This window comes from Nocardia sp. 348MFTsu5.1, assembly GCF_000383535.1.
Taxonomy (GTDB): Bacteria; Actinomycetota; Actinomycetes; order Mycobacteriales; family Mycobacteriaceae; genus Williamsia; species Williamsia faeni.
The window spans coordinates 278,259-291,229 of record NZ_KB911509.1 but is presented as its reverse complement, the minus strand read 5'-3'; the positions used below and the strand labels follow the sequence as shown (position 1 = coordinate 291,229).

Annotated in this window: 12 protein-coding genes and 1 tRNA gene; 6 read left to right on the top strand and 7 right to left on the bottom strand. The window is 62.1% G+C overall.

What is annotated here, in order from left to right:
• Positions 1 to 25: 25 nt before the first annotated feature.
• The 5 genes from H290_RS0101330 to H290_RS0101310 all read left to right on the top strand — a co-directional run bounded on the left by H290_RS0101330 (position 26) and on the right by H290_RS0101310 (position 5,784).
• A tRNA-Phe gene (locus tag H290_RS0101330) sits at positions 26 to 99 on the top strand.
• Positions 100 to 537: 438 nt separating this feature from the next.
• The gene (locus tag H290_RS0101325; RefSeq protein ID WP_020104952.1) at positions 538 to 960 is read left to right on the top strand and encodes an EthD domain-containing protein; all 423 of its coding nucleotides are present in this window, start codon (positions 538 to 540) and stop codon (positions 958 to 960) included.
• 450 nt (positions 961 to 1,410) lie between these two features.
• A complete protein-coding gene (locus H290_RS0101320) occupies positions 1,411 to 2,886 on the top strand; it encodes an MFS transporter (RefSeq protein WP_028462631.1) in 1,476 nt (491 codons plus the stop codon).
• A 207-nt stretch (positions 2,887 to 3,093) separates the two neighbouring features.
• Entirely contained in the window at positions 3,094 to 4,644 is a 1,551-nt protein-coding gene (locus H290_RS27490; protein WP_020104950.1) for an HNH endonuclease signature motif containing protein, read from the top strand.
• A gap of 174 nt (positions 4,645 to 4,818) precedes the next feature.
• Complete coding sequence (locus H290_RS0101310; RefSeq protein WP_231373481.1) at positions 4,819 to 5,784, top strand: S9 family peptidase; 966 nt, start codon at positions 4,819 to 4,821, stop codon at positions 5,782 to 5,784.
• Positions 5,785 to 5,822: 38 nt separating this feature from the next.
• On the opposite strand, the gene H290_RS0101305 is transcribed toward H290_RS0101310, so the two are convergent.
• The 5 genes from H290_RS0101305 to H290_RS0101285 form a co-directional block, all read right to left on the bottom strand.
• Entirely contained in the window at positions 5,823 to 6,296 is a 474-nt protein-coding gene (locus tag H290_RS0101305) for an SRPBCC family protein (protein ID WP_020104948.1), read from the bottom strand.
• Between the two features lie 46 nt (positions 6,297 to 6,342).
• Entirely contained in the window at positions 6,343 to 6,645 is a 303-nt protein-coding gene (locus H290_RS30515) for a WhiB family transcriptional regulator (RefSeq protein WP_081631453.1), read from the bottom strand.
• A gap of 22 nt (positions 6,646 to 6,667) precedes the next feature.
• Positions 6,668 to 7,807 carry a glycerate kinase gene (locus tag H290_RS0101295; protein ID WP_020104946.1) on the bottom strand — a complete coding sequence of 380 codons (1,140 nt, stop codon included), beginning with the start codon at positions 7,805 to 7,807 and terminating at the stop codon, positions 6,668 to 6,670.
• Complete coding sequence (gene dctA, locus H290_RS0101290) at positions 7,804 to 9,291, bottom strand: C4-dicarboxylate transporter DctA (RefSeq protein WP_028462630.1); 1,488 nt, start codon at positions 9,289 to 9,291, stop codon at positions 7,804 to 7,806. The genes H290_RS0101295 and dctA overlap by 4 nt, the downstream gene beginning before the upstream one ends.
• Before the next feature lie 121 nt (positions 9,292 to 9,412).
• Positions 9,413 to 10,507 (bottom strand): tartrate dehydrogenase, encoded by a 1,095-nt coding sequence (locus H290_RS0101285; RefSeq protein ID WP_028462629.1) that lies wholly within the window; start codon positions 10,505 to 10,507, stop codon positions 9,413 to 9,415.
• A gap of 164 nt (positions 10,508 to 10,671) precedes the next feature.
• On the opposite strand from H290_RS0101285, the gene H290_RS0101280 reads away from it, so the two are divergent.
• Positions 10,672 to 11,577, top strand: coding sequence for a LysR family transcriptional regulator (locus H290_RS0101280; RefSeq protein WP_028462628.1), 906 nt, complete (start codon positions 10,672 to 10,674; stop codon positions 11,575 to 11,577).
• A 34-nt stretch (positions 11,578 to 11,611) separates the two neighbouring features.
• On the opposite strand, the gene H290_RS0101275 is transcribed toward H290_RS0101280, so the two are convergent.
• Both H290_RS0101275 and H290_RS0101270 read right to left on the bottom strand, forming a co-directional pair.
• Entirely contained in the window at positions 11,612 to 11,920 is a 309-nt protein-coding gene (locus H290_RS0101275; protein ID WP_020104942.1) for a hypothetical protein, read from the bottom strand.
• A gap of 31 nt (positions 11,921 to 11,951) precedes the next feature.
• Positions 11,952 to 12,932: a M12 family metallopeptidase gene (locus H290_RS0101270; RefSeq protein ID WP_020104941.1), complete on the bottom strand. Its 981-nt coding sequence runs from the start codon at positions 12,930 to 12,932 to the stop codon at positions 11,952 to 11,954.
• Positions 12,933 to 12,971: the final 39 nt, after the last annotated feature.

Below are 12,971 nucleotides of genomic sequence, written 5' to 3'. Positions count from 1 at the left end.
ATTCAGGTTCGCCTGGGTGCCGTTCGGCCAGGTAGCTCAGTTGGTACGAGCGTCCGCCTGAAAAGCGGAAGGTCGTCGGTTCGATCCCGACTCTGGCCACAGCATGTAGGTCAGTCGGTATCTGGCAATCAATCCGGTTCTCATCGAGAACCGGATTTTTGCGTCCCGGGGCAGATCTCGCCGATGCACCGTCGCTGGTCGAGGCCCCAACTGGAGCGCGCGAGGCGCCTACCGCCGAACGTGCCAAAGTCGCCGTCGAGCGTGCCGTAGTTACCGCCGAGCGGGCCTTCGTTACCGTCTAGCGGGCCTTCGTTACCGTCGAGTGGGCCGCAGTTTTTTGACGCAAACGATTCCAGAAAGCCTTTGTCACACAACACTTTACGGGTGGATAAATCAGGAAGCGTTGTCGCTGGAAAAGTCCGCGCCATCACAACCACCGAAACGCCGGTCGGACCACATCAAATCGCCTAACATCCAACAGACTCGCACTACCTTGGGGCGACTGGTCGCAAGCTTTCCACCGGATAAAGGAACCCAATGCCCATCAAGATGCTCATCATGGCCAAGCGCAGACCCGATCTGACGCCTGAGCAGTTTCGCGAAGGCTATGAGCAGAGTCATTCCCGAATCGCCGTCAACCTGTTTGGTCACCTGTGGACGAGCTACAGCCGGAACTACCTCGTCGAGGGGCTTCGCTTCAAAGCGGTGGGTGCGGGCTGGACCGGCGGGCCGGCGGACCTCCACTACGACGTGATCTCCGAATACATCTTCCGCGACGCCGAGGCGGTAGAGGAACTGGGTCGTATCGCCCTCGATCACATTGAAATGATCAAGGAAGACGAGGCCCTCTGGTTCGACCAGGAGAACAGTTGGTCGGTGACCTGCGAGACCGTCGATGAAGACTTGACCGCACCCAAGCCGCCTCTGCGCCGGTGGGCGGACGTCACTGCCTCAGATTGATCCCCTTCACCACTACCGACGGCAACCACGTCGACGATTTCGTCCCAACGGGTTGTTGTTCTCTTCAGGCATTGAGATCTCCCGCATGATCGGCATTGAGCAAGACCACGCCCGCGGGCCGGTCTCCTGACCGGTCACGCTAATTGGCGCAGTGGCACAGGGAAACCGATCATTCCGATGGACGGAACGGACCGCCCGCGAACCAAGTCGTCCGCGTTGCTGCCGGCAAGTGCAGAAGAGCGCGCACTGCGAGCGGGCCGTTGCGAAAGTGGAACGAGGCACTGGTGACCGATGTGTACTTCGTTATACAACTGATAGTGGTCGGTGTAGCTTGGCGGAGTCGTCCTCAGGCGCCTGCTCTGATTCTCCACCTGAACAGATGTGACGGCATCGAGTGCTGAACAGAGACGCTGACTGTAGCGAATGACGTTGTACCACTAAGGAGTCCACGTGCACACTGCCCCCGGCAGAACGAGCTACCGAGTGACCTTTGCCGTTCTCGCGGTGGGCGTCGCGGCCTTCGCATTACTGCAGTCGCTGGTGATTCCAGTGTTGCCGACCATTCAATCCTCGCTCGGAGCCACGCAGACCGACGTCACGTGGGTTTTGACCGGTTACCTGTTGTCGGCCTCGATTTTCACGCCGATCATGGGTCGGCTCGGCGACATGTACGGGAAGAAGCGATTCTTTGTGGTCGCTCTGGCTGCGCTCGCGGCCGGCTCCCTTCTCGCCGCACTCGCCACCGCGCTCCCGGTGATGGTTGTGGCGCGAGTGATTCAGGGTGTCGGCGGCGGCGTGCTTCCGTTGACGTTCGGGATCATCCGTGACGAGTTTCCGAAGGAGAAAGTGCCGGGCGCGGTTGGAATGGTCGCTGCGCTGACATCTGTGGGTGCGGGGCTGGGTACCATCATCGCCGGTCCAATCGTCGACGTTCTCAGCTACCACTGGCTTTTCTGGATCCCGCTGATCATGACCACGATCGCCGGTGTCTCCGCGCACTTCCTGATCCCCGAGTCCCGAGTCCGGACTGAGGGACAGGTCAACTGGATTACCGCTTTTCTTCTCTCCGCCTGGCTCGTTGCCTTGCTGCTCGCAGTCAGTCAGGGGCCGACCTGGGGCTGGGCCTCACCACGCGTCATTGGACTGTTGGTGACCGCTGTGGTCGTGTTGGTGATCTGGATCTTCGCCGAATCAAGGTCGTCCAACCCACTGATCGACATGAAGATGATGCGGATTCGCACCGTGTGGACCGCCAACCTTGTTGCGCTGTTGATCGGATTCGGCTTGTTCGCCGCACTCGGATTCGTCCCGCAGTTCTTGCAGACACAATCCTCAGCCGGCTATGGGTTCGGTGCGTCCATCACGCAATCCGGGTTGATGATGCTGCCCAACACAGTGGCGATGTTCGTGTTCGGGCTCGGCGCCGGTTGGCTGGCTGCACATTTCGGCTCGAAGAACCTTCTGATCGCAGGAGCCGCCATCAGTTCGGTCGGCTACTTCTACGTGGCATTTCAACACTCGACCGAGCTGGACATCTACATCGCGATGTCGTTTACGGGTATCGGGCTTGGCCTCGCATTTTCGGCAATGGCGAATGTGGTTGTCGCGGCGGTACCACCGGAACAGACAGGCGTTGCCAGCGGGATGAACGCGAACGTTCGCACGATCGGTGGATCGATCGGTGCGGCGCTCATGGCCACGGTTGTCACGGCCGGTGCATCGCCGTCGGGCCTGCCACAAGAATCCGGCTACACCAACGGATTCATCATGCTTGGTGGGGTGGTCGCGATTGGGGCCGTTGCCGCGATGTTCATACCCAAGATTAAGCGAGACAACAAAACCGGAGTCGAAAAGTCTGCCGATCTGTCGCACGCAGAACTCGCGATGGTTGCTGGCGGGACGCTTGCGGGTGATGAATCCGAGTGAGCCCTAAGCGGGGCTAGTGTTCGTCACCACTAGCGTCGTAGCCCCGTGAGACATTGCGTTCGAGGGCACCCTCCGGTGGCACTAGATGCGCTGTGGCGGTGACTGTGTCGAGACTGGTGAACCGTCGTCTCGTCATCGTCGGAGGGCTTGTCGGTGGGCCGCGTTATCCTGGGAACATACTTTCGAAGAGTTGATCCGGGGGGGTCGATGTCGGATACACCAGCAGCCACGTCGGTTCCGGACGCGGTCAGTGCGGCCGCCGAGGTGGAGGCGGCGATCGAGCGGCTTCTGGCAGCTGACCTTTCGGTGCTGTCCGACGAGCAGAGCGCCCGGCTGGTGGAGAAGATTGAGGTCGGATCACGGAAGTTGTCGTATGCCGGGTTGACTGCCGCGGCCGGGATCGATGCCCGCCGGGCGTACGCGAAGGCCGGGTATCCCTCGACGTACGGGTTTTTGAAAGGTCAACTGCGCCTGGGTGATGGTGCTGTCAAGCGCCGGATCGCGGCGATGAACAATCTTGTCTCGCGGATCACTCCGACCGGTGAGGTTCTCGATCCGGTGTGCCCGGCCACCTCAGAGTTGCTGCGGCACGGGGTGATTGATCTCGACCACATTCACGCAATCTTGGGCACTCTCGACGAGATCCCGTCGAATATTGCGGCTGAGGAACGTGAGAGCGCCGAGCGGACGATGGCAGGATTCGCTGCCGACTACACCCCGACCCGCTTGTCTGCGCTGGGTGATCGGCTGATCGCGCATCTCAATCCCGACGGGTCGTTGACCGACGAGGGTGATCGGGTCCGCAAACGCAGCCTGCACCGCGGGCGACAGGACAAAGATCTGATGGGCAAGATCACTGGTCGTTTGGATCCCACGACGCTGGCGTTGTTCGATGTGTTGCTGGCTATTTGGGCTGCGCCCGGTATGAATGATCCGGGCAACCCTGACTCACCGTCGGGTGCTGCTGATGATCCGGCGATCGATGCCGATGTGCTGCGGGCGGCGGCGCAACTCGATTCCCGTAGCCAGGACCAGCGCAACCACGATGCCCTCTCGGCGATGCTGAAGTATCTGATTTCCTCTGGTCAGCTCGGTAACACTCACAATGGTCTGCCGGCGCAGTTGATCATCACGTTGAGCAAGGCTGACCTGGAGGCCGCAGCGGGTGTGGCGCACACCGCAACAGGGGTGGACATTCCGGTCCAAGACCTTATCGATCTGGCCGCCGACTGCGATCCGAATCTGGCGGTGTTCAAAGACGGTTCCAGTGAGGTCCTCTATTACGGGCGGGCGCGCCGTGGTGCTTCGATGTGGCAGCGGATGGCGATGGTCGCCGCCCAGCGCGGTTGTACTCACCCGGGTTGTGATCAACCTGCGGCGTGGTCTCAGGCCCACCATGGGGCAAAGGATTGGGCCGATGGCGGATTGACCGATATCGACAGTCTGGCCTGGGCGTGTGGGCCGCACAACCGGATAGTCGGGGACGGACCCGGTCAATGGCGAACGTTTGTTGTTCCTGATGGACCCGACGCGGGCAAGATCGCTTGGGTTCCACCGGAATACATCGACCCTGAACGCAAACCCAGAATCAACCGGGTCCACCACCCTGATGAAGCATTGGCGCGGGCACGGGCGGCACTTTTGGCCGAACGCCGCGAGGCGGCCGCCGCGCGAGAACGCGAGCTCCGCGGCGAAGCGCCCGGCGAGTGCGACTCCGATCCCGACCCCCCCGAGGTGGATGATCCACCGCCACACTAGGTGCCGCGAAATGATCACTCCGATTCGATCGGGAAAGCCTCGACGCTACGCCATGATTCGGCAACGTGTGCATCGTTGTCGAATTGAACTCGGAATGATTGTTGGGCTGGTCGGTCGCCTCGGGCTGTGGTCTGATCTGCGAGAACGCAGCAAAGACCAGGAGCGAGGCAACGGGTGAGACGGTATCGGTGCCTCGTCGCGCTGGTGGGTGCGGTGACGGTCTTCTCCATCATCCTCACCAGTTGCAGCGTCGCACCTGTTCATACTCGCGGGCTGTCGACAACAACTACGGACAATGTCGTTCGCATCCAGCCACTGTCGGCGGTCACAGTTGAACGAATCGCGTATCCAACGATGAATATCCCCGATCCACAACAGAATTGGGGTGATTTATATCTGCCGGCCGGACCCCAGATACCGGACTCGATACCCCTGGCGGTACTCGTTCACGGCGGTGGGTGGCAAGCGCCCGCTGGTGCCGATCGCTTCGATTCATTCGCGCGTGACCTCGTAGCCCGCGGCATCGCGGTCTACAACATCGAATACCGACGCGTCGGCTCCGGGGGCGGCTGGCCGACAACCTTCGACGACGTCGCCGCCGCTCTCGCCCATGTACCCCAGATCACGAAGGAACATCCACAACTGGCCGCCGACCAGGAGATCATCGTCGGACACAGTGCGGGCGCCCAACTCGCTGTCTGGGCTGGCACCCACGTCCGGTCGAGTGCTGTCGAACTCGGCGCCGATCGCACCCCCGGACCCGCACGGATCGTGGCGTTGGCCGGTCCCTTGGACATGGTCGAAGCAGTCGCGCGCGGCGATCTTTACATCGAGCAAGCGCTCGGCGGATCACCGCAGCAGGTGGCGAGCCACTACGCCGCCGTCGACCCGATTCAGAACATCGACCCGACCATCCAAGTGATAGCGGTACACGGAAGCGACGACACCGTGGTGCCACCTGCCCTGTCGGAGCGGTACATCGCCCGACTGCACAGCCGCGGTGGCAGTGGCGAACTGGTGCTGCTCGCCGGGGAGAGTCATGGATCGATCATGGACGCCACATCACCGGCCTATCAACGTGTCCTGGATATCGTCACCGCAGCGGCAACACAAAAGGGTCGGCACCTGGACGAGCGATGAGGTCAGCGAACGTCACTGACGCGAAGTCCAGAGACTGGCTAGTCCCTGTCGATCTGGCCGCCCGCTTCGCTGAGCTCGCTGAGTCTGTCGAGTGACGCCTTTAGGTTGTCGGCGGTGATTGAGCGTGCCCGGACAAGTCGTTTCTCGTCGGTGAGGTCGGTCCAGTCGTAGGTGTGCGTAACGCGGGTGTGCGTGTCGTCGAGCGGCTCGAGCTCCCAACGCCACAGGTGTCCGGGCGGCTCCGCACCGATCTCGGCGGGAAGCCACGCGATGAGACGGCCTTCGTCGAACTCCACGATGTGATTCTCCCGAACGGCTCCGTTTGTGAGCGTCATCGCGAACACATCGCCCACGGCGCGGACACGCTGATCTGCCGCTGCCACGGTCAAGTTGTTGTTGGCGTCCCATCGTGGTTGCTCTGAGGGGTCTGCTATCAGCTCAAAGATCTGCTCTGCATTGGATGCGATGTCGCGGGTAGCGGTCACTACCCTGATCTCGGTGTCGTGGGCCATCACTCGATGAAAGCACATCTGGGCGGGCATTTGTCGGGCCGATCGACTACGGGTGCGTCCACAGGGCGCGTTCTTTGGCTGTTGTTCCGCCCCAAACACCGTATGGTTCCCCGCTGGCCAGGGCATGGTCCCGGCACGGGTTCCGGACGGGACATTGCCGGCAGATTCCTTTTGCGCGAGCCTCGAGCTCCTCGCGTGCCTTGCCGCGAGAGCCATTGGGCGGGAAGAAGATGGCCGAGTCATTGCCTCGGCAGCGGGCCTGTCGCTGCCAGTCCCATTCCTCCGCGACAGGCACGGGAAGGGTGGGGGATTGGGTTCGATAGCGGGAAATGATGGCATCGATGGACATCGTGCTGGGCTCTTCCTCGGTGTCAAGCAGAAGCGTCTGCAGAGGTCAGTCGGGCGTCGTGGTTGAGTGCGATCTTGTGGCCGATGTGCTCGAGGAGCCGGCGCGTCAGGGCAGGGTCGCGCGAGGTGTTCTCCGTGGTCAGGTCGGCCAGTGCATAGATCCATTCGAATCCGTTGACGGACCAGCGATCCCGCGGCAGCGTGGTGCGACCTGCGACACCGATGACGGGGGTGGGACGGGCGCGGTCGATGAGGACCGTGAGGAGCTTGCCGTGCTCGGTCTGGTCGTCGATGCTGCCTTCTCCGGTGATGACCAGGTCTACGCCTGTGAGCGCGTTGTCGAAGTCGAGAAGATCGAGAAAATATCCGGCCCCCGAAACGACGTGACCACCCAAGATCATTGCGGCAAAACCTATTCCACCGGCGCTGCCGGCTCCGGAACTCCCCGCGATCTGCGAAGCGCGTGGATGACCGCTACGTTCGAAGGTGGCCACCAGGTTGTCGAGGCCGGCGTCGAGCAATCGGACGTCGTCGTCGCTGGCTCCCTTTTGGGGACCGTAGACCGTTGCCGCACCGATGGGTCCGGTGAGAGGGTTGGTCACATCCGTTGCGACGACGACGTCGATGTCGCGCAGATCGAGAGCGTGGGTGCTGTCGACGGTGTGTACCAGCGACATGTTGCGTCCCGAGGGTTGCAGTGCGTGGCCGGCGGTATCGCGGAAGACATGTCCGAGAGCGGTGAGCATTCCCATTCCACCATCGGTGCTTGCGCTGCCCCCGAGGGCCAGAACCATTCGCCGTTTGCCGAGCTGGAGTCCGGCGCGAATTGCTTGCCCCAGTCCCAGGCTGGAGGCACCGAGTGCGTCGCCGGCGTTGTCGGGGAGAGTCGCGAGTCCACAGGTGTTGGCGACCTCGACGAGCACGGTGCCTTCATTGAATGCCAGTGTCGCTGAGTGACTGTGGCCGGTCGCGCCGGCCACAGTCACCTGGTGGGGTGTGAATCCGGCTGCGATGGCGGCGTCGACGCTGCCATCGCCGCCGTCGGCCAAGGGGAGTTGCGTGCTGCTTGCTCCTGCCCGCGCCAGGCCGGCGGCCAATCGATCGGCAACTTCTCCCGCGGACAGTGAGCCTTTGAACTTGTCCGGGGCGATGAGGACCTTCATGATGACCGGCTGGAGTTGCCTGAAGACGTGGTGTCAAGGCGTTCGTGCTCGATGCTCCGGCTGCCGCACTCCTTGTTGAGGGAGAGGACCTCGCCTGCTCGATGGTGCTTGTCGGCCGGTTCGTGTTCGAGAACTTCCATGTCGAAGTCGTTCTCGACCTCGCCCTCCGGTGGGGGAAGGATCTCGCCGGCGAAGACTCGTCGTGCCCGATCGACGTCGAGTTCTTTGTTCCACTTCGCGATGAACAGGGTGGCAACCGCATTGCCGATGAAGTTCACCATCGCCCGGCACTCCGACATGAACTTGTCGATCCCGAAGATGAGCATGATTCCGACGACCGGGACGGTACCCAGAGTGCTCAGTGTGGCTGTCAGAGCGATGAATCCGCCGCCAGCCACACCCGCCGCGCCTTTGGAGGTGAGGAGCATGACCGCGAGAAGGCCGAGCTGCTGCCCGATGGAGAGTTCGGTGTTGGTTGCCTGGGCGATATAGAGAGCGGCGAGGGACAGGTAGATTGCGGCGCCGTCGAGGTTGAAGCTGTACCCCGTCGGGACGACGAGACCGACAGTTGTCTTCTTGATGCCGGCGTACTCGAGTTTGCGCATCAATCCGGGCAGTGCGGGTTCGGCGGTAGACGTACCGAGGATGAGAAGCAGTTCCTCCTTGAAGAAGCCAAGCATGCGGAAGATGTTGAGCCGCAGGAAGGCCATCACCGATCCGAGGAAGACGACGACGAAGAAGATCGAGGTGGCGTAGAACAACAGGATCAGACTGCCCAGGCTGGTGAGGGTGCCGACGCCGTACTTGCCGATGGCGAAGGCCATGGCGCCGAACGCACCGAGTGGGGCAAGTTTCATGATGAAGCTGAGCACCTTGAAGACCACAGCGGTCAGGCGTTCGACGGTGGCCTGGATTGGTTCAGCGATGGCGCCGACCGCGTTGATTGCCACACCGAAGATCACGGCAAGGAAGATGATCTGCAGGATGTCGCCTTCGACGAAGGGGCCGAAGACGCTGTCGGGAACGAGGTGGGTGATGAACTCCCACCACTTCTTTTCTTCGCCGGCGACGATGAGTTTGTTTGCCGAGTCGGTGGTTTCGGATTCCAGTGATGCAACGTCGGCGTTGACGCCGTCTCCGAGGCGGAAGATGTTGATCGCGACCAGACCCGTCAAGAGTGCCAGGATGGTGCCTACCTGGAAGTAGGTGAGTGCTTTGATGCCGGTCAATCCGACCTTTTTCAGATCCGCGACGCTGGCGATTCCGCCGACGATGGTCAGGAACACGATGGGTCCGATGAGCATCTTCATCGCGGTGATGAAGGTGGTGCCAACCGGTTCCATCGCCTCGCCGGTGGATGGCCACAGCCAACCGACCAGGATGCCGAGGACGATCGCGACCAACACCCAGAAATAGAGTTGTTTGTACCACGGTTTTTTCACTGTTACCGGTTGATAACTTGCTGTGCTGCTTGGCATTTCCATGACGATGACCTCGGGTCAGAGAGTGTGTGGCTGTGGATGGTTGGTCGCGATATCAACCGGTGGGTGGTGGTCTGACTCGGCCGACTTCGCCGGCCGAGTCGGACCGACAGTGATAGCTGAATCAGGCGGGGGCGAGCGCGGTCTGCAGCGCGTGGACGATGGCCTCGGTTACTTCGTCGGTGTTCGACGCGCCGCCGATGTCGCGTGTCAATGCGCCGCTGCCGGTGGCGGTCTCGATCGCGGCTTCGACTCGCCGCGCCTCGTCGTGGAGTCCGAAGTGGTCGAGCATCAGGGCCGCGCTTGCGATGGCGCCGATCGGGTTGCTGATGCCCTTGCCCGCGATGTCCGGGGCCGAACCATGCACGGGTTCGAACATGCTCGGAAAACGTCGCTCCGGGTTGAGGTTGGCGCTCGCGGCGATGCCGAGGCTGCCGGCAAGGGCCGAACCCAGGTCGGAAAGGATGTCGGCGTTGAGGTTGGAAGCTACGACAACGGACAGTTCCTCGGGATGCAGCACGAACTTGGCGCTCATGGCGTCGACGAGCACACTCTCGGTGGTCACATCCGGGTAGTCGAGCGCGACACGCTTGAACACGTCGTCCCACAACACCATTCCGTACTGCTGTGCGTTGGACTTGGTGACGCTGGAGACCTTCTTGACCGTGCGGGTCCGGGCCAGGTCGAAGGCGAAACGCATGATCCGCTCGCAGCCCTTTTCGGTGAAGAGTGCCGTCTGCAGGGCCACCTCGTTGCCGGGCCCGCGTCCGCTGAGGTTGCGGCCGCCGAGACCGGCGTACTCGCCTTCGCTGTTCTCCCGTACAACCACCCAGTCGAGCTCGGTGTTGTCGGCCTTGCGGAGAGGGGACTCGATGCCGGGAAGGAACTTGACCGGGCGGATGTTGGCCCACTGGTCGAAGTTCTGGGTGATTTTCAGGCGCAGACCCCAGAGGCTGATGTGGTCGGGTACGTTTTCCCAACCGACGGCGCCGAAGTAGATGGCGTCGAAGTTTTTCAGGGTCTCGAGGCCGTCATCGGCCATCATTTTGCCGGTCTTCTCGTAGTAGCCGCAGCCCCACGGAAGCTCTTCCCAGTTGAAGGTGAACTGTCCGCCCGACTGCTCGGCGATCACGTCCAAGACGCGGCGGCCGGCGGCGACCACCTCTTTGCCGACGCCGTCGGCGGGGATCGATGCGATGTTGAATGTTTGCGTGGCCATGATTTCCTCCGTGTGCTTCAAGTCACATTGTGTACTGCAACCATTAACCCGTCACTTCGATCAGAGGTCCAAGACCAAATTTCGATGAAATGCATAGGTGTGGACTATGTGTTGTACCGTTTGTGCAGGTCAACGCCTTATGTACCGAAACGCAGGAGGTGGAAGTGGACGCGAGGCAACTCAAATACTTTCTGGCTGTGGTGGACAACGGTGGGATCAGCAAGGCGGCGCAAGCTCTGCTGATTGCGCAACCGTCGCTGTCTCAGGCCATCGCGACGCTCGAACGTGACTTGGGTGTTCCCCTGTTCCATCGCGTCGGACGGAATGTTGTTCTCAGCGAAGCGGGAACGGAATTGGTGGGTCCGGCACGAGTTGTGCTCCGAGACCTCGACGACGCTCGGGCTTCGGTGGAGGCACTCAAGGGGTTGCGAACCGGGCGGGTGGATATCGTGACCATGCCGTCGCCGGGCATCGAACCTCTGACGACAATTCTGACCCGGTTCGCTGTCACCTATCCCGCCGTGACGGTCAACTCCGAGGCCGCGTTCACGCCGGAAGAGGTCCTCGAGGCCGTGCGGACGGGAATCTGTGAGGTCGGCATTCTCGGCTCGCCCGACGAAATGCGGGCACCGGAGTTGGACGTGGTGGCACTCGAGAGCCAGCCACTGATCCTCATCTCGGGTCAGTCGGCGATGAGTGGCGCGGTCGGTGACATCGACCGCCTCGATCTACAGGGTCTGCGGCTCATCGTTTCGCAGCGGGGCTCGCTGATGCGGACCCTCGTGGACGATGTTCTTGCCAGCGGGGTCGACGCCACGATCGCAGCCGAAGTGGCTCATCGCACATCGATCCTGCCAATGGTGCTGAGCGGCTTCGGGCACGCCGTCATGCCGTCGGCGTGGGCGCCGTCGGCCAGGCAGGCCGGCGCCGTTGTCCGTCGTATCGTCCCCGAGTCCTACCTGCACGTCGCGGCGGTGAGTCGCAGAACGCATCTCACGCCGCCGGCGCGGGTGCTGATGGACGAGGCCCGGAACTACGCCGAACATCCGGTTGTGTCCTGGGAGAGCTGAGTTCGTCAGAGCCACAGCCGTTTTGTCGGTGCCGTCACTGCTCTACCCGGATCTCGAGGCGGTGGGTCACCGGCGATCGCCATGGGTCGCCGGTCACCACGTCGATCACCGCGTTGCCCGGTGCGGTTGCACGGAACAGGACCGTGTTGGGTGCACCCATCGGACTGACTACGGATCCGTCGGTTCCCAGGACGCACTCGGCGAGGATCCCGATGAGTTCGACGGCCGTACCCGACCGGAGATGACCGCCGGTTGCGGCGAATCGGAGCACATCACCGACACCGACGACCAGCTCGGTCGGCAGTTCCTGCAGACCGGGCTGGATGTCGATGAGTCTGCTCACGTCGCACGCTCCCGGCGGTCGATCGTCCCGATCATCCAGCGGATGAAACGAGCCCATTTTCCGACGATGCCCAGTCGTCCTCGGGTGTCACGTCTTCCGACGCATCCCAGTCGTACTCGGTGGCTGTGGCCGCATCCTGGTCGGTGGCTTCGATTGCGGCCTGGACCTTCGGGTAGATCAGTCCGGCGAAGGTGCGGTCGGTGGCATTGATGTCGGTCCCGCCGCGGATCGGTCGTCCGTCCTTCGTGATCGTGCCGGGCAGTTGGTAGCACATGATCGAGTCCTGGTCGGCCGGCGTTCCGACGATCGACCTCTCGTCCAGCGCGGTCAGCACCTGCTGGTCGACCATCGTCTTGGACCAGCCCTGTGTCCGTCCGAAATACTCGTACGCCTTCGCCGGGTCGATGCGGTTGACCAGGGCCCGGCGCATGTGTTCGTGGGGGAAGCCGAGTGTATGGCCTGCCTCGTGCCGGATGACCCGCCGATACTCGGAATCCGGAGTGTTCATCGTGAAGTTCTGCAGGTTCATGGTCTGCCGGTTGGTCGGAATGAGTTTGATGTCGGTTCCGAGGTACGAGTAGTAGCCGCCCGGTCCGCGGGAGATACGGACCTCGCCGGTGCCGGACGTCTGGACGAACGAGATGCACGCTGTTGCGGTCCAGGCATTGAGGTGGCTGACGATACGGGTTCTGAGATCGGCCGGCGTGGACTCCATGAAGCTGACGGTCAATCGCCTCGGCCGCGGTCCCCAGTACTTGGCGGTGGTGATGGTGAGACTGAGCGGATCGTCGGGCAGACCGCTGAGTTCCTGCAACGGAGCATTGACCGGGTTGATGTGCGCTGCGTACGCCGCTGCCTTCTCCCGCAACCGGGATGGTAACGCCATGATTCGGCAGCCGGTGTCCTCGCTGCTCGGGCCGCCGTCGGAATGGTCGGCATCTTCGGTGAAACGTCCTGCGACGCGTGCGATCTCGCGCAACGCGTCCCGGTATTGATCTTCGTTGTTCGTCATCGGACTTCCTTGCTTCGGTGTTGATGGAATCGTGTGAGA